The sequence below is a fragment of the Bacillus sp. CGMCC 1.60114 genome, from assembly GCF_042676365.1.
GTDB classification, from domain to species: Bacteria; Bacillota; Bacilli; order Bacillales; family Bacillaceae_G; genus Bacillus_A; species Bacillus_A rhizoplanae_A.
The window spans coordinates 31,336-48,728 of the sequence record NZ_JBHTHG010000107.1 but is presented as its reverse complement, the minus strand read 5'-3'; the positions used below and the strand labels follow the sequence as shown (position 1 = coordinate 48,728).

Here is a 17,393-nt window from a genome sequence, read left to right as displayed (position 1 = left end):
CTAAAATTTTTTCTGTAAGTACTTCGCAATTTGTAAATACATATCTCCATATAGGGATTGTATCTCTCGATTATGATTAGCATTTGATGAAAAGTGAACGATAACCATATTTGTAGTTGGATCGATATATAAGCGTTGTCCATAACTGCCAAGTACTTCGAATGCACCATTTACGTTGTGTGGGATCCACCATTGATTATGGTAAGAATATTCTTCACCATCTCGAACTGGAAGTTCATATTTTTTTACATGCTTAATTTCTTCGATGATAGAAGAAGAAATAATTTGTTTTCCATCATATACTCCATTGTCCAAAATCATTTTTCCGAACCTTGCCATGTCTCGAGCGGTCGCATTTAATCCTGCACTGGCTTGTTCCACTTCTGTATCATCAACAACATAATAAGCATTCTCTTCTGCTCCAATTTGTGACCAAAAACGTTCACTTACAAGTTCTGCGAGGGATTTTCCTGTCACTGTACGGATCACCCATCCTAGCGTTTCGGCGGAACCGTTATCATATGAAAATTTCTCTCCCGGAGCAGCGGTTTCTTTTGCTTCTAGTAACATGTCATAAATTTTTAACGGGCCATCATAGTTTTTGCCGCGAGGAAGAAGATTACTCGCTAAATATAATTGTGCATCTTGATTGGCTAAGCCAGCTTGTTTAAAGCCATGAGTTGGGTATTCTACTGAAACTTGCATATCTAGTAGTTGTTGAATTGTTGCTTTTCCAAATGGTGTTCCTTGTAATTCCTTTACGTAAGTTTCTGCAGTTATATTGGGTTGTAGCTTTCCTTCTTCAATAAGTGTGCTAATGAGAAACCCTGTAAATACTTTTGCTAACGAAGCCATACCATGTGGTTCATTTGGTTTATATCCATGAAAATATCGTTCATATACAATTTTATCATCATGCAGGACAATGAAAGCATCTGTTTTGTATTTTTCTAATAATTGAAGAACGGTCGTATTATCATTATTTTCACCTGTGATATGTAAATTATCTAAATTTTCCAGGTTATACGGAAGGGAAGATACATAATTTGGATTTTTAGCGACAACTTTTGTTAAAGCAAATTCTCGCATATGTGAATAAGACCAACGAAGATATGGGTCTTGTAACCAGTTTTTTTTCGTTACGGTTTGTTTTGAGGAAACCCCTTTATTTTGTTTGAATAACGTATAACTCATACCAGTTAATATAAATAAAAATATAAAAACGATTAAAATAAGAGGGTATTTTTTAAATTTCATAACAAGCCTCCTTATGCTTTCATTATAATGTAAAAGTTTCTTGATGAGCAAAAAAAAGAGAGTAAACATAGAAGTTTACTCTCTCTTATATCATTAAGCAGATAATTTTGTTTGTGTTGTTTGCTTTTTGAACTTTTGTTTTCGTCCGTGAAGGAAATAATAAATAAGTAATGTAAATGCAACGATAATAGAAGAAATAAAATACATATTATGATAGCTTGAATGTGCTGCGATAATACCTAGTACGAAAGATCCAATACCTATACCTGTATCAAAAAATGAGAAATAAGTAGCTGTTGCAGATCCGCGTCGATGGTGCGGTGCGACACTAACCGCAATCGTTTGGAAGCTTGGAATCAAGGTTCCGTATCCAAATCCGATAAGTACACCAGCAGCAAGTAACCAAAATGGCGTTTGCGCCTGACTTAAAGTGAACATTCCAATCATGAATATCATAATAGAGGGATAAATGAGAACATTTTCTCCGAATCGATCAAATATTTTACCTGAAAATGGACGAGAAATAACGACTACAATTGCATATACGACAAAGAAATAACTTGCGATATCGGCCATGCCAAGTTCCTTTGCATAAATCGGAATAAATGAAAGGATACCGCTATAGGCAAAGGAAAGTACGCAGCCTGTGACAGCAATTGGAATTGTTGAAGGCTCGATTAAATCTTTCCACTGCATACGTTTCGTTTCTTTTTTCACAGTTGTTTTTTCTTCAGGAATGTTTACTAATAGTCCGCATAGAAAAGCAAGTATAGAAAATATAGAACAAACGATAAATAAAACTGTAAATGAGAATTTAGAAATGATAGTTAATCCTAAAAAAGGACCAATAACCATTGGTAAACTCATAAATACCCCATAATAGCCGAGCGCTTCACCGCGTCGATGGTCTGGTGCTACATCTGTTACAATTGTACCAGTAGTCGTCGTTGCCATTCCAAATCCGATGCCATGGAAGAAGCGAAGAGTAAGCAGTAAAAATAAGCTTTGCGCACCGAAATACATCACCGTTGCAGCTAAAAAGAGTGAGAGAGAGATAAATAAAATTTTCTTTCTTCCTAAATCATCAAGCCATTTACCTGTAAATGGTCGGCAGAGTACAGAAGAAATTAGAAACACTGTTGCAACTAGACCTATTTCTCCAGGTTTTCCTTTTAGTCCGTCGATGACATATATAGGTAAGGTTGTCATGAGCATATAAAATGTTAAAAAGAGAAATAGACTACTCAAACATGTTCCGATGAAGTCTTTCGTCCAAAGTCTTTGACTTTCCATAGTCATCCCTCCAATTTCTAATCAAGATTACGAATTACTTTTTGTAGTACGTCAAAAGCACGAAGAAGTTCTTCATCGTTAATATCTTGCAGTGCTTTTTCCTCAAATGAGTCTACCTCTTCTTGCCACGTTGGAATCATTGCTATTGCTGTTTCTGATAAAGAAATGAGTTTCTCACGTCGATCCGTACCTTCTTTTCTAAGAATCCAACCTATCGATTCCATACGTGTTAAAGTACGAGTCATTGTTGGAGATTCAACGTTTAAATAGTGACACAATTCCGTTTGTGTGCAAGATCCGGTTTGATGTAACTTGAAAATCACTGCCCACTGTGCACTGTATAAACCAGTTGGAGAAACACGTTCATTAAACTTTTTCGAAAATTTCCGAGAAGTTTGACTAACGACGTGAAAAAAATGTTGTTTTTCGTCCATATATTTCTTCCTTCCCAATTAGTTACCTGGCTAACTATATCTTTTTTTTTCTGAATTGTCTAGTAGTCTACGTGTCCTGCGTATATTAAAAGGAAGTTAATTTTAGGTTGAGAACATATATTCTGTATGGTATCATTTAGATAGAATTTTCAGTCTTTTTAAATTGTGTATTATTGACAATTTTGAGGGGGAAAGAGAATGATTAAACCTGCAATTATGAAGTCAGTAGTATTATCAAATGGAGAAACAATTGCCTATCAAGAAGCGGGAAGTGGAACAGAAATATTAGTGCTTATTCACGGGAATATGACGTCTTCGCAGCATTGGGATTTAGTTATAGAACAGTTACAAGATTCTTATCATATTTATGCCCTAGATTTACGTGGTTTTGGTTTCTCAACTTATCATCAGCCTGTAGACTCATTAAACGATTTTGCGCAAGATGTAAAGTTGTTCGTGAATGAATTACAATTGAAGAATTTTTCATTAGTAGGGTGGTCAATGGGTGGGGGAGTTGCTATGCAGTTTGCAGCTTCTTATCCAATGGATGTGAAAAAGCTCATACTAGTTGAATCTGTAGGGATGAAAGGATATCCGATTTTTAAGAAAGATATAAACGGACAGCCTATAGTTTCAAGTTTATTGAAAACAAAGGAGGAAATTTCTCAAGATCCTGTTCAAATTGCACCTGTTGTGGAAGCTTTAAAACAAATGAATAAGCAATATTATCGCACTATATGGAATTTGCTTATCTACACCAAGCATCAACCTGATCCAGAGCGGTATGAAAAATATCTTGATGATATGTTAACACAGCGTAATTTTGTTGATGTAAATTACGCGCTTGTAACATTCAATATATCAGATGAACATAACGGAGTTGTAGCTGGAAACGGGAATGTGAATCGTATTCAAACGCCAACATTAGTTCTCCAAGGTGATCGTGATTATGTTGTTCCCAAAGCAGTTGGTGAAGAGCTGGCAAAGCATCTGCCAAATGCAAAATTAGTCGTACTAGAGGATTGTGGACATTCTCCATTTATCGATTGTTTAGAAGTGTTTATAAATAAAACGATTGCATTTTTGAAAAAGTAGTAAATGATTCCCATCTACTTCCTTTTGTAAACAAATAACATATACTGTAGCGTTATTGTTTCTAAAAGGGGAAGAGTTATGGAGATGTGTGTACGTATCCTTTGTTAAACGGAACTGATACAGATATTCAGAAATTATATTTCCAAATATCTCCTCCAGTATATGGAACGAAATATTATGTGATTTATTCCTATTCACATCCAGTGCAAGGTGTAGTTGTGCAGCCATATGTAAAAGTTCAAATAGGGGAAGGATGAAAGCTAGAAGTTTAGACTTCTAGCTTTATTTTGTGAAAATTGAGAGTATACGATTTATGGATAAAACAGCTATAATAAAGGATGTGAGTTCAAAGAGGGAGCGTAATAAAATGGGAAGAAGGTATACATTTTGGGTTATGATTGGAATTGTTGCAATATCTGGACTTTCACAAGGGATGTTGTTGCCAGCAATTGCAATGATTTTTGAAAAGCAAGGGATTAGTTCAAGCTTTAATGGCATTCATGCTTCGGCATTATATATTGGTATTCTTGTTATTTCACCTTGGCTTGAGAAACCGATGCAAAAATTTGGGATGAAGCCTCTTATTGTCATTGGAGGCTTTCTTGTTGTTGGAGCACTATTTTTATTTACACAAACATTTTCTTTTTGGGTGTGGTTTGTTCTTCGTTTTTTAGTTGGAGTAGGAGATCACATGCTTCATGTTGGGACGCAAACATGGATTACAACGACTGCAAGCCCGCATAAAGTAGGAAAACAAGTTTCCATTTATGGAGCATTTTTCGGTATCGGTTTTGCAATCGGTCCGTATCTAGCAAGTACAGTACAATATGGTATTGCAACCCCATTTATTGTATCAACAGTTCTTTGTTTAATAGGCTGGTTATTACTGATTCCGACGCAAAATACATTTCCGGATCAAGGAGAAGTGAATCAAGAAAGTGAATCTTCTTTACAGCGCTATAAACAAGTGTTAATGATTGGCTGGATTGCACTGCTTGCACCATTAGCTTATGGAGCATTGGAAGCGATGCTTAATAGTAACTTGCCTGTATATGTAATGCGGAAAGGTTGGTCAGTTGAACAAATTTCACTTTTATTGCCAGCGTTTTCTATTGGTGGAATTATTACACAAATTCCACTTGGTATGCTTAGCGATCGGTATGGAAGGGAGCGTATTTTAACATGGTCGTTTAGCATTAGTACATTGATTTTTCTGTTAGCAGCCGTATTTGATGAATATTATGTATTTGTATTTGTGTTTATGTTAATTGGGGGTATGGTCATTGGATCATGCTTTTCACTTGGGCTCGGTTATATGACAGATTTATTACCAAAGCACTTACTGCCAGCAGGGAACATTTTGTGCGGAATTGCCTTTAGTATCGGAAGTATTTCGGGTCCTGTATTAGGTGGACTGTTTATAGAGAAAATACAGTATACAAGCTTCTTTCTTGCTGTTATGATCGTCATGGCAGTTATATCGATTATTTATATGACATATATGAGAATTCAATCAGTCGTGAGGAAAGTAGAAAGTAGGTAAAAGAATGACAAAACAATTAAAAAAGAAAAAATTTGAAGTATTACCAGATGAAACAATTGCGCAGTGTCTAGAAAGAATGGAAAAGGAAGGATATACACCTTCTCGTCGAATGGAAGAGCCTATTTTTCATGAGGTGAAAAGAGAGGGGGAAATTGTTGTAGAGCCGTGTGGACGAAAAATAATATTTGAAGGAAAGGTAAAATAAAGAGGTCTTGCGAAGGAGTTTCTATTTTTGTTTTAATGTTTAGAAATGTTTTTAGAAAAAATGTGCAAATTTAAGAATATACCACATATAATATAGCGAAAGGCCTTTCACCATTTTTCACCGAGGGGGCAATCATAATGAAATTTTTGTCTTACCTTACAGCAATTCTGGTGATTATTGGCGGTTTAAACTGGTTATTTGTGGCGTTAGATTTTAATCTAGTAGAAAAACTTTTTGGTTCTATGCCAGCACTTGTTGACACGATTTATTGGCTTATTGGTCTTTCTGCACTGTATCAAATCTACGACCGCTTTTTTGCAAGTAATTAGCAATTATACAATTATTATTTAAAGTGTTAAGCAGACGTGCTTAACACTTTTTGTATTTTGATTTACTTGCCTCAATATTTAGAAGATAGGGCTAGCACAGCAGTATGTCAAAGATTTAGAGATTCATTACAATTATCTTGAAATTTTTGTTCAAAAATGACTTTTCTGATATTTAAAAATCTTTTGTAAAACAGTGTACTTATTGGTAAGATTCTGTAGTGTTAATTATAAATTAATGAAGGTTCTAGTGCAAAAATTTGAAGATAAGTAAGGGAGAGTAGATCTAATAATTGAACGAGTTCCCTAACAATGAGGGATGAAGAAACAACCCCAAATGGAAGTTTCACTTTTTGACAAATTACTTGTGAGAACGGTTCCAATACGTCTTAGAATAAAATAAGAAAAACGGTTTGACCAAGTAATTTATATAAGTTATAATTCAGAAAGTTTAAAAACTTATAAAAATATAGGAAAGAGGAGAATGAGATGCATCGAGTATACAATTTTTCAGCTGGACCATCTATACTTCCAATACCCGTTTTAGAGCAAGTACAAAAAGAATTATTAAACTATCATGAAACAGGTATGTCTATAATGGAAATGAGTCATAGATCTACAGCATTTCAGGACGTTGTAGACGAAACGAAAGACTTACTTTGTGAATTAATGAATATCCCTGAAAATTATGAAGTGCTTTTTATACAAGGGGGCGCATCATTACAATTCTCCATGATTCCACTAAATTTAATGCACCGATATAAGCACGCAGCATATGTACATACAGGTTCTTGGTCAAAAAAGGCGATTCAAGAAGCAGAAAAAATTGGAACGGTTTCTGTTATTGCTTCTTCAGAAAATGATCGATTTACATCCATTCCAGAAATAGATAGCACACTTTTCTCTCGTGAAATAGATTATGTGCATATTACAACGAATAATACAATTGAGGGCACACGTTATGTCAACATTCCCGAAACAGGAGAAACTCCACTCGTTGCTGATATGTCTTCAAATATTTTATCTGAAGAGTATGATATAACAAAATTCGGCCTTATTTATGCCGGAGCACAGAAAAACTTAGGACCTGCAGGGTTAACGGTTGTTATCGTTCGCAAAGATTTAATTGGCTCTGCAAATTCTTCTTGTCCGACTATGTTAAACTATGAAACTTACAGTAAACATAATTCACTTTATAATACGCCACCATCCTTTAGCATTTATGTAACAAAGTTGGTTTTACAATGGCTGAAAGCGCAAGGCGGCGTTCAGGCAATAGAGAAAAGAAATCATGAAAAAGCAGCAATTTTATACAACTTTTTAGATGAATCCAGTTTATTCACTTCACCAGTAAATGCTACGTATCGATCTTTAATGAATATTCCATTTACAACATCTTCAAATGAATGGGATGCATTGTTTATACGAGAAGCAAAAAAGCTTGGTTTTGAAACATTAAAAGGGCATCGTTCTGTTGGCGGCATGCGTGCTAGTATTTATAACGCAATGCCAATAGAAGGCATACAAGCGCTTGTGGATTTTATGCATATATTTGAAAAGAAACACAAATAAGGGGATGAAGAAATGTTTCATATTAAAACGTTAAATCAAATTGCTGAAAGAGGAATTTCTACTTTTTCAACAGATACATATAGAGTAGGAGAAACAATTGAGCAGCCTGATGGTATTTTGCTGCGAAGCTATTCATTGCATCATGAAGAGTTTTCAGAGCAGTTAAAGGCCATTGCCAGAGCGGGAGCAGGTGTAAATAACATACCAGTTGAACGCTGTACAGAGAAAGGCATTGTTGTTTTTAATACACCAGGGGCTAACGCGAATGCGGTAAAAGAACTTGTACTTGCGAGTTTAATTATGTCATCTCGTAATATTGTAGATGGGGTTGTATGGACAAAAGACTTGCAAGGGGAAGAGGTACCGCAGCTTGTCGAGAAAGGAAAAAAACAATATGTTGGTTCAGAAATTGCAGGAAAGCGACTTGGCATTATTGGACTAGGAGCAATTGGAGCTCTTGTTGCAAATGATGCCCTTTCTTTAGGGATGGATGTTGTTGGTTATGATCCATATGTTTCTGTTGAAACGGCTTGGCGGTTATCCAGACAAGTGCAGCGAGCATTCAGTTTAGATGAAATTTTTGCAACATGCGACTATATTACTTTGCACGTTCCATTAGTCGAACAAACGCGAGGCATAATTAATGAATCTGCACTTCAAGTAATGAAAAAGGGAGTTCGTATTTTAAACTTTTCTCGTGGAGAGCTTGTTGATGAAACCGCGTTAGAGCAAGCACTTGAGGCGGGTATTGTGCAGCATTATATAACAGATTTTCCTAATGAACGTGTGCTACAAATGAAAAATGTTATTGCAACGCCGCATCTCGGAGCATCTACTTCTGAGTCAGAAGAAAATTGTGCGGTTATGGCATCTCGGCAGCTGCGAAACTTTTTAGAAACTGGAAATATTCGTAATTCGGTTAATTATCCCAATGTAGAACTGCCTTACATTGGAAAGAAACGGATTACAGTTGCGCATCAAAATATTCCGAACATGGTGGGTCAAATTACAGCATGTTTGGCAGATCATCATATTAATATTGCTGATATGATCAACCGTAGTAAAGGCTCTTTTGCATATACAATGATTGATATTGATAATGGTATAGATGAGTTTATTAAAGAAGATGTTGTGGCAACAATTAGAAACATTGCAGGTGTCGTAGCAGTTCGGATGATTGTATAAAGTGTAGCTTCTAGCAGTGGGGGGCTTCATCCCCCACTGCTAGAAAGCCCAACAAATCGGGCTTTTACGGGCAATTATCTTCCACCTATCTTCCTCGTTTCTCTTGAATTATGAGGTGGGGGTCTTACTGACCACGAATAGCGGGATAAAGGAGAGATTTCATTGGTAACAATTAAACCATTTCGGGCAATTCGTCCTGTACAAGAGCGCGTAAAAGAAGTGGCTGCTCTTCCATATGATGTACTCAATAGTAATGAAGCAAGAGAAATTGCAAAAGATAACCCTTATTCATTTTTGCATATTGATAAGGCTGAAATTGACTTAAATTCATCTATTTCACCTTATGATAACGCTGTGTATGAGAAAGCAAAAAGCAATTTACAACATATGGTCGAAACAGGTGTGCTTTTACAAGAAGAGAAATCATGTTTTTACATTTATGAGCTGACAATGAGTGGGCGTTCTCAAACTGGACTTGTTGTTTGTACATCAATTGATGAATATATAAACGACACCATTAAGAAACATGAGAAGACAAGACCTGAAAAAGAAAAAGATCGTATTCGTCATGTTGACGTATGTAATGCTCATACAGGCCCCATCTTTGTAACATATCGCGGGAAAAGTGAAATTGGGAATGTAATTGCGAATTGGAAAGCGACGCATAGCCCGGTTTATGAATTTACAGCGGATGATGCAATTAGACATAAAGCGTGGATTATTCATGAAGCAAGAGTCATTACTACATTAATAGAACAGTTTGAGGAAATACCTTCTTTATATATTGCTGATGGTCATCATCGTTCAGCATCTGCTGTAAAAGTTGGAATGATGCGCCGCGAGGCATGCTCTAATTATACAGGTAAAGAAGAATTTAATTACTTTTTATCTGTACTTTTCCCAAAAGATGAATTATCGATTTGGGATTATAATCGCATTGTAAAGGATTTAAATGGGCTATCAGAAGAACAATTTTTACAAGAAATATCTCAAGCTTTTTATGTAGAAAAAGCAAAAGTAGCACCATATAAACCAGAAGAGCGTCATACATTTGGGATGTATTTGGATAAGGTATGGTATAAGTTGACTGCAAAAGCAAATATGTTTGATGTATATGATGTTGTAAAAAGATTAGATGTATCCATTTTACAAGAACAGTTGTTACATGCGATTTTAAATATTGATGATCCTCGTACAAATGACAGAATTGATTTTGTAGGAGGAATACGCGGACTGAAAGAGCTAGAAAGAATGGTTGATGAGGAAGGGTGGACTGTTGCTTTTTCTATGTATCCAACAACAATGGAAGATTTACTGGATATTGCGGATGCGGGAGAAGTTATGCCGCCAAAATCAACGTGGTTTGAACCGAAGCTTCGCAGTGGTTTATTTATTCATTCGTTAGAATAGAAGAGGAGGCAGATTGCTTTCTCTTTTTTTCTTGCAAATTTTACACCTATCTTATAATGTATAGTCGTACTGAGCTGAAGGAAAGGGTTTGAGATATATGATACATATTTTGTTAGCTGATGATGATTTACATATAAGAGAACTTCTCCGTTATCACCTTCAAAAAGAAGGCTATACAGTGTGGGAGGCTGAAGATGGAAAAGTAGCACAGTCTATATTAGAGAAAGAAACAATTCATTTGGCGATTGTTGATATTATGATGCCGCATATGGATGGTTACACACTTTGTGAAGAAATTAGAAAATATTATGATATACCAGTTATTATGTTAACGGCAAAAGATCAGTTAATAGATAAGGAAAAGGGCTTTTCTGTTGGAACGGATGATTATATTGTCAAACCGTTTGAACCTGCGGAAGTATTATTTCGAATGAAAGCATTGTTACGGCGTTATCAAATGTTAAATGCAGATATTATTCAATTACATGGAACGACAATCGATCGGAAAAGCTATGAAGTACGTTGTCAAGAACAAACTATTTTATTACCACTAAAAGAATTTGAATTATTATCGCAGCTTGCCAGTTATCCAGGACGAATTTTTTCTCGAGAAGAATTGATTGAACTTGTATGGGGAGTTGATTTTGCGGGAGATGAACGCACAGTAGATGTACATATTAAGCGCTTGCGGGATCGCTTTTCTAAACGAACAGATGATTTTCAAATTAAGACGGTGCGTGGTCTTGGATATAAATTGGAGTTGAAATAAAATGCGATCATTATATTCACGATTTGTTATGATTTCTATCGTTATTATGTTAGCTAGTAGTATGATTGGTTTTTTATTATCGAATGTGTATTATCATATTTATTTGAAACCATATAACAGTGAAAAGATTTTAAAATATGCTCAAGAAGTTAAACATTTATATGAAAAGTCCGATGAAAAAAGTCGAGAGGAGTATTTACAATCTATTTCTAAGCTTGGTTTTGAAATTTATGTTGTAAATGATCAAAAACAAGGAAAGCGATATGGGAATGCATTTCGAAAAATTAATGTGAGTGAAGAAACAATAGATAATGTATTAAAAGGACACACATACAATGGTATTTCAACATACCCTGCACGGTTATTTATAACAGGTTTTTTTGATAATGAGCTTTTAAATAGTATTGGGATTCCGATTCAACATGATGGGAAAAATTATGCGCTTTTTATTCGTCCTGATATTCAACAGCAATTTGGAGAAATGCGCATTTTCTTTGCTGTATTAATATGCTTAACTGTTGGATTAAGTATTATTTGTATTGCAATTGCAGCTCGGTTTATTGTACGTCCTATTCAACTTTTTACGGGTGCAACGAAGAAAATTGCAAATGGAGAGTATGAAATAGCCCTGCCGGAATATCGAAAAGATGAAATTGGAACACTGGCTGTCAGCTTTCGTAAAATGGCAAAAAGTTTAAAGGATTTAGATCGAATGCGGCAAGAGTTTGTTTCAAACGTTTCGCATGAATTTCAATCACCTCTTGCGTCAATTCAAGGGTTTTCGAAGACGTTACAAACAAATGATATGAGTGAATTAGAACGTAAGCGTTATTTGAAAATTATTGAATCTGAAAGTAGACGTATGTCTAGTTTGTGTAAACAATTATTAACGCTTGCATCCCTAGATAAAGAAGAACAAGTTTTAGATAAGAAAATGTTTGATGCGGGAAAGCAAATAAGAGATGTTATTTTTATGTTAGAGTGGCAATGGCGTGAAAAAGATGTCGCGATTGAATTGGATGTTCCAAGTATACAAGTGTATGGAGATGAAAATTTGCTCCATCAAGTGTGGACAAATTTATTGACGAATAGCATTAAATTCACAGAAAGTGGCGGGACCATTTCGTTTTACGGGGAAGAGAAAGAAACGGAATTGCATTTTACTATCTCTGACACAGGGCTAGGTATGAGTGAAGAGGAGATAGAAAAGATTTTTGAGCGGTTCTACAAAGCTGATGAAGCGCGAAATAGAACAATTGAAGGAAGTGGGTTAGGCCTTTCGATTGTGAAAAAAATTGTTGATCTTCATGAAGGCACTATTACTGTGCATAGTATAAAAGGAGAAGGTACCACGTTTACAATTCAGCTTCCAAAAGCGTAAAAGATTCTGCAAGCTATGTAATGATTTCGATTTGAAGATATAAATAATAACTAGTGTACCAATTAGCATATACACTTAGTTAACAATAAAAAAAGGAGCAAATTGTGCTCCTTTTTTATTTTTGTATATATCCACGTGTAATGAAAATAATGAATTTTGATAAGGGTATTTGGATAAAAATATTATGTATTGTTAGTTCTAGATACAGAGGATATAAGAAATCCTAATATCATATTTTTTTATAAACGAATTCACGATATAATTCAAATCCATTTTTTGCGTAAAATTGTTTAGCAGTAGTATTAGCCAGCCAATAATCAAGTTCTATCATGTTTATGTTTTTGTTTTTTGCAATTTTGTAAATGTAATCTAGTAATTGTGTGCCATAGCCTTTATTTCTATAGGTTTCTAGGACACTAATTTGATGTATGTATATAGATGTATATGTTTTTTTGAAAGCATTGCCTGGATAACTCTTAAGCTCTAACCATGCATATCCAACAGATTGATTAGACTCTTCTAACAGTAAAAAAATAAAACTAGGACTATCAATCATATTTTGAAAAAAGTCTTTTACAGCATCGTAGCGATAAGGGTGAAAATGTTCAGGATATAATGATGCATGTAAGTTTTGTACAGGTTCATTTAGTTTTGCAATTATTTCATAATTATTTGTTTCACTAATTCTCATAATATCACCTTTTTTATTAAGATAGATTTTGAGGATTTCTAGTAGTTCTTTTTATTATATCTTATTTAAAGTTACGAGATAAAGCTGCTAATGAAACAGCAATAGGGATAAGCTATGATTTGTGGTATAGTGAGAAAGTATGTTTTTTAAGGTAGAGGAAGGAGACATAAACATGATTACGATTACATCTACGCAAACTCCTTCATTAACAGAGACGATGAAAGAGTGGCATCAAGCGTTAGCATATGAAATTAAACATTGGAAAACAATTGGTGGAAATAAACTATCAATTATAAATGGACGTTTTTTATATACAGACTATGAAAGTAGTGTATATGTATTCCAGCTTATTTCTGAAGTAAGTTTACCGGATGGAACTCCAATTCGAATTGAATTTGACGGTGAGGAAGCAACTGGAGAAGTATTATCTGTTCAAGGACTAGACATAGAAGTAAAACTCAATTGTTATATGCAGCAACATATACAAGAAGCGGCGTTATATAGTGAACCGTGGCAACTATTAGAACAGTTGCAAGAGCGTTTAAAAGAGGTAAGAAAAGATAAACAAAGACGTCAACGCGTAAAACGGTTACTACAGGGTGATAGTGAGCCAAAGCATATTGTAAAAATGAAAAAAGTGAAAAATGAACTTGCATATCGCGCTTTTTATAATGCAACAACGTACATTTGGGGACCGCCAGGAACAGGAAAATCATACAATTTATCACGAATTATTGCAGCTCATTATCAAAGTGGAAAATCTGTTCTTGTATTAGCTCATAGTAATGCAGCAGTTGATGTATTAATGAGCGAAGTAACAAAGCAAATTGAGAAAAAAGAAAAATGGGTACCAGGAGATGTTATTCGCTATGGTTTTAGTCAAAATGAACAAATTCGCGATCATGAAACGTTACTTACCACGCGATTAGTTGAATCAACAAATACAGAATGGGAAGAAGAACGGCTGTATCTAGAAGAATTAAGACAAGAATTAAGACAAAAAATCCTTTCTTACAAAGCAACTTCTTCTGAAAAGAAAAGAATGCAGGAAATAGAAGGGGAACTTCGAAAGCAAAAAGCAAAAGTGAAAGAAGTTGAAAAAGAGTATATTGAAAATGCAAAAGTCATTGGGGCGACATTATCGAAATGTGCAATCGATTCGCTTGTTTACGAAAGAACGTTTGACCTTGTAGTCGTGGATGAAGTAAGTATGGCGTATGTTCCGCAAATTGCATTAGCAGCTTCTTTAGGAAAACGGATTGTCGTTTGCGGAGACTTTCTACAATTGCCACCAATTGCTTTATCAAATCATGAACTTGTGAATAAATGGTTAAAAGAAGATATGTTTTATCATGCGGGTATAGTAGAAGCGGTAAATGAGCAAAAAAAGCACCCGAATTTATATATGCTACAAGAGCAGCGTCGTATGCATCCGCATATTTCAAGTTTTACAAATGAATTTATTTATAAAAATGAAGTGTTCGACCATTCATCAGTCACATCTCGTAACGATATTGCAAACTTACAGCCTTTCATGAGGGAGGCAGCAGTTTTACTAGATACAAGTAATATCGGAGCTTATTCATTAAAAGATGTTGCCTCTAGCTCACGTTATAATATTTTTTCAGGTCTATTAGCGATGCAACTTATGTTAATTGGTTTGATGGATGGGATACCGTCAATTGGTATCGTTACACCATATCGTGCTCAGGCCCGTTTTTTATCAACATGTATCCGGGAATTTCTTCAAAAAACAAAGTTCAAAAATACACCTGTGCTAGCAGCGACCGTTCATAAATTTCAAGGATCTGAACGTGATATGATTTTATTCGATACAGTTGATAGTTATCCGCAAGAACGCCCAGGTGTGCTGTTTTTTGATCAAAAAAACCATCGACTTGTTAATGTTGCAGTAACAAGAGCAAAAGGGAAGTTTATTCAGTTATCAGATTGTCAATATATGAAGCAAAACCTTTCGCGAAAACAAGCTTTATCTCATTTAACACAGCACATACAAAAGCAAGGAAATGTATATGATCGTACAACATCAAGAACGTTTCTAGAGCGGAAAATCACAAAGAGATTGCGCTGGTTTGTACAAACAAACGCTGAAGAAACGAAAATATTATTAAAAGATATTATTTCAGCAAAAAAGAAAATTATTGTATCAATACCGAATTCAAGCCGTATGGATAAGAGGATTTGGCAAGCGTTAGTACGTGCAGAAGCATCTGTTATCATATATACAGAAGGTGCAATTCCAATAAAAAACGTACAAGCACGTCACCAAAACAAAGTAATGCCATTTGTTATCATTGATGATGAAATAATGTGGGTAGGTGCCCCTTTAACGTCTCATATGATATTTGATGGTAGTCCGGAATTTCCATATATTACAGTGAGACTACAAGCTCCACAAACAATTGGAGTACTAAAAGGGTTTTTAGATATAAAAATATAGAATTTTCTTGACTTTTATATGTAATAAAACATAATGAAGGCTAAAAACTTTGTATTTATAAGGTTTTTTAGCCTTTTTATTTATATTTGCAAACATTTGGCAATCTTGCTTATCCAAATATGCTTTTTGCGAATGTTTTTACTGCATCTTCTTGCATACCAGGCATAACATGAGAATATCCCCTTAATGTCAAGGAAACCCCGCTTATCAACGGGGCTTCTAAAGGTATTTTGTCAAGTAACGATTTACTAGACTAAATTACCATAACATGAATTTTATAGAAATAATATTGGTAAATGCGTCCAATTGGGAAGGGGATGGCTAAATGCTGTGATAGATGCAAAGCACCTATTAATCCTAAAAAAATGTGTAAGGTCACATTTGAAATTAAGTTTAGAGAACGTGTGAAAAGCATCGTGGTAGCAATTCAACGCAGAATGAACGGTATGAATGATTATGATGGCATGATTGCAACTAGCAATGTTGAAATATGAGAAAGTTGTAGAGCATCATTAATAGAATTTTTAAATGGTACGGATGTGGTGAAAACAGAATAAGAGCAGCTAGCAAAAGCTAACTGCTCACCCTTGGAGAGGGAAAGTAGGCCTACAAGATGCAAGTACATAGGGTAGCCTGTTTGTAGTATGTGCAGATGGAGAAATGTTATACAGGAGGAGAAGCATATCGTATGGAACAAATGTCATTCTATCCTACTACTAATTTAAATGTCTGATACATACAAAACAACATAACAATTGCCGCTATTCTACCAGCAATTGCTTCATTTATCACTTTCATAAGGATGATTTTAACAAGTAATCTTATAAATAGTGGGACAAATAATATAATTGCAAGTTTCATAGCCATGTTGTTTATAATTGGATGAAACGGTTCGAAATTTAGTGACATGTTTTGTTACCCTTCTATTAATTATTTTTTTATCTTTATAATACAATGATAATTGGTTTATCTAAATACCTCCACAGAAACAGGGACAAAATGGGGGATATTTTTGGGGACATTTTCGGGGATTTTTCAAAACAGAATCGATATTAAGCTTTTCTTAGGGCAAGCAAGTCCTGGGAGAAGCATCTATCCCTTATCAATGATGTACCCGCGGTTTCCGTACAGAAATAGCTCATCATGCACTTGTTTACGCAGGATGCTGATGAGGGGGAAGGAGTTAAAAGCACTCCAAGCTTATGCTTCTTGTTGAGCTTATACGAGATGTGAGTTCATTGGTGGTGGAATAGGTAGATGCAGCTATCTTTCACATTTCGAAAAGGACAAGCATATACTGCTTGTACCTCTTAACTTTCGTTAAAAGGAATATCGTAATCCAAATCCCAAAGAAGAGTGCTTGCGGAAACTGGCGCTCTTCTTTTTTGTTTTGTAAAAATTATATAGTAAACGTGAATATAGCAAAATGGACATTTGGATATGATTGGGCATTACAACATTGTAAGGCATATGTAAGGAAAATGAATATCTTCATTTAAACATGATAGTTAAACTAATAGTACATATGAATTAACTGAAGAGATAGTAAATGATAAGGAGTGATCGTATGGCATGGCTAACATACTTCACCATATATGGATTGTTATTGCTATATTGTGTACATACAGCTGAGGAAGTTGACGAATCGATGGACTTGCGACTGTGAAACAAACGAAGATAAGAGGACAAAAGATGTGGTGTATCAAATGACAATCTTTAATTATGCTTCCCAGGAAGTGACGAAACTTTATATAGGAATCACACAAGATGA

At 35.0% G+C, this 17,393-nt stretch carries 17 protein-coding genes; 12 read left to right on the top strand and 5 right to left on the bottom strand.

What is annotated here, in order from left to right; all coding sequences use genetic code 11:
* The 3 genes from ACFQZ1_RS15305 to ACFQZ1_RS15295 all read right to left on the bottom strand — a co-directional run bounded on the left by ACFQZ1_RS15305 (nucleotide 1) and on the right by ACFQZ1_RS15295 (nucleotide 2,984).
* Nucleotides 1–1,257, bottom strand: coding sequence for a serine hydrolase domain-containing protein (locus ACFQZ1_RS15305; RefSeq protein ID WP_377883041.1), 1,257 nt, complete (start codon nucleotides 1,255–1,257; stop codon nucleotides 1–3).
* A gap of 93 nt (nucleotides 1,258–1,350) precedes the next feature.
* Entirely contained in the window at nucleotides 1,351–2,550 is a 1,200-nt protein-coding gene (locus tag ACFQZ1_RS15300) for an MFS transporter (protein ID WP_377883040.1), read from the bottom strand.
* A 17-nt stretch (nucleotides 2,551–2,567) separates the two neighbouring features.
* Entirely contained in the window at nucleotides 2,568–2,984 is a 417-nt protein-coding gene (locus ACFQZ1_RS15295; protein ID WP_377883039.1) for a MarR family winged helix-turn-helix transcriptional regulator, read from the bottom strand.
* A gap of 198 nt (nucleotides 2,985–3,182) precedes the next feature.
* Between ACFQZ1_RS15295 and phaZ the strand changes: the two genes are divergently transcribed.
* The 10 genes from phaZ to ACFQZ1_RS15245 all read left to right on the top strand — a co-directional run bounded on the left by phaZ (nucleotide 3,183) and on the right by ACFQZ1_RS15245 (nucleotide 12,470).
* Nucleotides 3,183–4,079, top strand: coding sequence for an intracellular short-chain-length polyhydroxyalkanoate depolymerase (phaZ, locus tag ACFQZ1_RS15290; RefSeq protein WP_377883038.1), 897 nt, complete (start codon nucleotides 3,183–3,185; stop codon nucleotides 4,077–4,079).
* 86 nt (nucleotides 4,080–4,165) lie between these two features.
* On the top strand, nucleotides 4,166–4,336 hold the full coding sequence (locus ACFQZ1_RS15285) for a hypothetical protein (RefSeq protein ID WP_377883037.1): 171 nt from the start codon (nucleotides 4,166–4,168) through the stop codon (nucleotides 4,334–4,336).
* A gap of 110 nt (nucleotides 4,337–4,446) precedes the next feature.
* The gene (locus tag ACFQZ1_RS15280; RefSeq protein WP_377883036.1) at nucleotides 4,447–5,622 is read left to right on the top strand and encodes an MFS transporter; all 1,176 of its coding nucleotides are present in this window, start codon (nucleotides 4,447–4,449) and stop codon (nucleotides 5,620–5,622) included.
* A gap of 4 nt (nucleotides 5,623–5,626) precedes the next feature.
* Nucleotides 5,627–5,827 carry an NETI motif-containing protein gene (locus ACFQZ1_RS15275; RefSeq protein WP_377883035.1) on the top strand — a complete coding sequence of 67 codons (201 nt, stop codon included), beginning with the start codon at nucleotides 5,627–5,629 and terminating at the stop codon, nucleotides 5,825–5,827.
* 137 nt (nucleotides 5,828–5,964) lie between these two features.
* Complete coding sequence (locus ACFQZ1_RS15270; RefSeq protein ID WP_377883034.1) at nucleotides 5,965–6,156, top strand: DUF378 domain-containing protein; 192 nt, start codon at nucleotides 5,965–5,967, stop codon at nucleotides 6,154–6,156.
* A gap of 486 nt (nucleotides 6,157–6,642) precedes the next feature.
* A complete protein-coding gene (gene serC / locus ACFQZ1_RS15265) occupies nucleotides 6,643–7,725 on the top strand; it encodes a 3-phosphoserine/phosphohydroxythreonine transaminase (RefSeq protein ID WP_377883033.1) in 1,083 nt (360 codons plus the stop codon).
* A 12-nt stretch (nucleotides 7,726–7,737) separates the two neighbouring features.
* Nucleotides 7,738–8,910 (top strand): phosphoglycerate dehydrogenase, encoded by a 1,173-nt coding sequence (locus ACFQZ1_RS15260; protein ID WP_377883032.1) that lies wholly within the window; start codon nucleotides 7,738–7,740, stop codon nucleotides 8,908–8,910.
* Between the two features lie 162 nt (nucleotides 8,911–9,072).
* The gene (locus tag ACFQZ1_RS15255; protein ID WP_377883031.1) at nucleotides 9,073–10,320 is read left to right on the top strand and encodes a DUF1015 domain-containing protein; all 1,248 of its coding nucleotides are present in this window, start codon (nucleotides 9,073–9,075) and stop codon (nucleotides 10,318–10,320) included.
* A gap of 97 nt (nucleotides 10,321–10,417) precedes the next feature.
* Nucleotides 10,418–11,089, top strand: a complete 672-nt coding sequence (locus ACFQZ1_RS15250; protein WP_098310774.1) for a response regulator transcription factor — start codon at nucleotides 10,418–10,420, stop codon at nucleotides 11,087–11,089.
* A 1-nt stretch (nucleotide 11,090) separates the two neighbouring features.
* Nucleotides 11,091–12,470, top strand: a complete 1,380-nt coding sequence (locus ACFQZ1_RS15245) for a sensor histidine kinase (RefSeq protein ID WP_377883030.1) — start codon at nucleotides 11,091–11,093, stop codon at nucleotides 12,468–12,470.
* Nucleotides 12,471–12,699: 229 nt separating this feature from the next.
* On the opposite strand, the gene ACFQZ1_RS15240 is transcribed toward ACFQZ1_RS15245, so the two are convergent.
* A complete protein-coding gene (locus ACFQZ1_RS15240; RefSeq protein ID WP_377883029.1) occupies nucleotides 12,700–13,161 on the bottom strand; it encodes a GNAT family N-acetyltransferase in 462 nt (153 codons plus the stop codon).
* Nucleotides 13,162–13,300: 139 nt separating this feature from the next.
* On the opposite strand from ACFQZ1_RS15240, the gene ACFQZ1_RS15235 reads away from it, so the two are divergent.
* A complete protein-coding gene (locus ACFQZ1_RS15235; protein WP_377883028.1) occupies nucleotides 13,301–15,622 on the top strand; it encodes an AAA domain-containing protein in 2,322 nt (773 codons plus the stop codon).
* 317 nt (nucleotides 15,623–15,939) lie between these two features.
* Nucleotides 15,940–16,116 (top strand): hypothetical protein, encoded by a 177-nt coding sequence (locus ACFQZ1_RS15230; protein WP_377883027.1) that lies wholly within the window; start codon nucleotides 15,940–15,942, stop codon nucleotides 16,114–16,116.
* Nucleotides 16,117–16,327: 211 nt separating this feature from the next.
* On the opposite strand, the gene ACFQZ1_RS15225 is transcribed toward ACFQZ1_RS15230, so the two are convergent.
* On the bottom strand, nucleotides 16,328–16,531 hold the full coding sequence (locus ACFQZ1_RS15225; protein WP_377883026.1) for a hypothetical protein: 204 nt from the start codon (nucleotides 16,529–16,531) through the stop codon (nucleotides 16,328–16,330).
* Nucleotides 16,532–17,393: the final 862 nt, after the last annotated feature.

Excerpts from the sequence above, each read along its gene's own strand:
- ACFQZ1_RS15245 (WP_377883030.1), top strand. The coding sequence starts at position 11,091 with ATGCGATCATTATATTCACGATTTGTTATGATTTCTATCGTTATTATG.
- ACFQZ1_RS15240 (WP_377883029.1), bottom strand. The coding sequence starts at position 13,161 with ATGAGAATTAGTGAAACAAATAATTATGAAATAATTGCAAAACTAAAT.
- serC (WP_377883033.1), top strand. The coding sequence starts at position 6,643 with ATGCATCGAGTATACAATTTTTCAGCTGGACCATCTATACTTCCAATA.
- ACFQZ1_RS15280 (WP_377883036.1), top strand. The coding sequence starts at position 4,447 with ATGGGAAGAAGGTATACATTTTGGGTTATGATTGGAATTGTTGCAATA.
- ACFQZ1_RS15250 (WP_098310774.1), top strand. The coding sequence starts at position 10,418 with ATGATACATATTTTGTTAGCTGATGATGATTTACATATAAGAGAACTT.
- ACFQZ1_RS15305 (WP_377883041.1), bottom strand. The coding sequence starts at position 1,257 with ATGAAATTTAAAAAATACCCTCTTATTTTAATCGTTTTTATATTTTTA.
- ACFQZ1_RS15235 (WP_377883028.1), top strand. The coding sequence starts at position 13,301 with ATGTTTTTTAAGGTAGAGGAAGGAGACATAAACATGATTACGATTACA.
- ACFQZ1_RS15230 (WP_377883027.1), top strand. The coding sequence starts at position 15,940 with ATGGCTAAATGCTGTGATAGATGCAAAGCACCTATTAATCCTAAAAAA.
- ACFQZ1_RS15270 (WP_377883034.1), top strand. The coding sequence starts at position 5,965 with ATGAAATTTTTGTCTTACCTTACAGCAATTCTGGTGATTATTGGCGGT.
- phaZ (WP_377883038.1), top strand. The coding sequence starts at position 3,183 with ATGATTAAACCTGCAATTATGAAGTCAGTAGTATTATCAAATGGAGAA.
- ACFQZ1_RS15225 (WP_377883026.1), bottom strand. The coding sequence starts at position 16,531 with ATGTCACTAAATTTCGAACCGTTTCATCCAATTATAAACAACATGGCT.
- ACFQZ1_RS15275 (WP_377883035.1), top strand. The coding sequence starts at position 5,627 with ATGACAAAACAATTAAAAAAGAAAAAATTTGAAGTATTACCAGATGAA.
- ACFQZ1_RS15260 (WP_377883032.1), top strand. The coding sequence starts at position 7,738 with ATGTTTCATATTAAAACGTTAAATCAAATTGCTGAAAGAGGAATTTCT.
- ACFQZ1_RS15295 (WP_377883039.1), bottom strand. The coding sequence starts at position 2,984 with ATGGACGAAAAACAACATTTTTTTCACGTCGTTAGTCAAACTTCTCGG.
- ACFQZ1_RS15300 (WP_377883040.1), bottom strand. The coding sequence starts at position 2,550 with ATGGAAAGTCAAAGACTTTGGACGAAAGACTTCATCGGAACATGTTTG.